The sequence below is a fragment of the Oleiphilus sp. HI0086 genome (assembly GCF_001635225.1).
In genome coordinates, this window is record NZ_LWFZ01000889.1 from 1 (window position 1) to 1,205 (window position 1,205).

Genomic DNA, 1,205 nt, shown 5'->3' on the forward strand with positions numbered 1-1,205 from the left:
AAGCATGGGTAAAACGTCAAAGAAGATTGATAAGAAAGTTTCTCAGGTTAAAGAGCTGAGCAATGACTTGTTGAAAGATATCAACAAGAAAGTTACTTCAACTAAGAAAGATTTACAGAAGCAGGTTGATGATTTGACTGCACAAGTAAACGAGTTGCGTGAAGAGGCGACTAAGCCTGCAACAAAGTGGTTGAAGAAAATCGAGAAGCAGTATCAAAAGCAGCTAAATAAGCAGCAGAAAGAATTTGAAGAGCGTGCTGAAGCTTTGCTAGAGACTAAGAATAAGCTGGTTGGTCAACTTGAAGATGCATTAAGCAAGCTTCCTCTGGCGGATAAGATTATGCCAGCGCCAAAGACGCCTGCTAAAAAAGCCAAAGCAACTGTTAAGAAGGCGGCGACTACTGCTAAAGCAAAAGCGTCAACAGCAACTAAGAAAGCCACTGGTGCAGCTAAGTCTGGTATTTCTTCGATGAAAGGTGTTGGCCCTGCGACGGTTAAGAAATTGAATGCAGCGGGATTTAATAGCTTGGAAGATATCGTTAATGCACCTGCCGATAAGTTGGCTGAGTTCAAATCAGTACGCGGCTCAGACTCTTGGGTTGAGCAAGCTAAAGAATTGTTGAAGTAAGCGTTTCAAGCTTCAATAAAAAAGGCAGCGATTAAGCTGCCTTTTTTGTATCTGAAATTTCAGATTGATACTTTCTTTTCTGCTGTAGGCAGAGCCTTGCGCGGCTCGCTGGCGGGTTAGCACCATCGCTGCCTACATAAAAAGTAATGCTACAGCTTATAGACTAACGTGACAGACGTTTCACGATCAGTTTTATCAGCACCTGCTGGAACATCAGAACTATGCTTAATGGTGTAACCAACCTTCATTGACAAGGCTTCTTGCACCTGACTGGTTAAGGAGATACCAAAACGTGTCACAGTGTTACTGTCGCCGGCTTCTGTATTCAGGAACTGGTCAAGGCTAGATGTTTCATTGAATTTCCAAGAGAAGATCTCAGCTGCACGAATAATGCTATCTTCTTCGTTATTGCCATTGTTGTCTTCGATCACACGATAACCAGGCGCAAGCTCGAAATTCAATTCCATATTATCTTCTGCAATAGCTTTATAGCCTAAACCCAGTGCGATAGAGGTTTGATGGTCAAAACCGCTAAAGCGATCCTTTTCCCACGAGATGACGCCAAGCGCATAAGCTC

Annotated in this window: 2 protein-coding genes; one reads left to right on the top strand and one right to left on the bottom strand. The window is 43.0% G+C overall.

Annotation, left to right across the window (positions count from 1 at the left end; all coding sequences use genetic code 11):
* Positions 1-628 (top strand): helix-hairpin-helix domain-containing protein (locus A3756_RS16045; RefSeq protein ID WP_068553908.1); only part of this gene is annotated, 628 nt, incomplete at its 5' end.
* A gap of 149 nt (positions 629-777) precedes the next feature.
* On the opposite strand, the gene A3756_RS16050 is transcribed toward A3756_RS16045, so the two are convergent.
* Positions 778-1,205: YdiY family protein (locus A3756_RS16050; RefSeq protein ID WP_156490531.1), on the bottom strand; the 428-nt coding region annotated here is incomplete at its 5' end.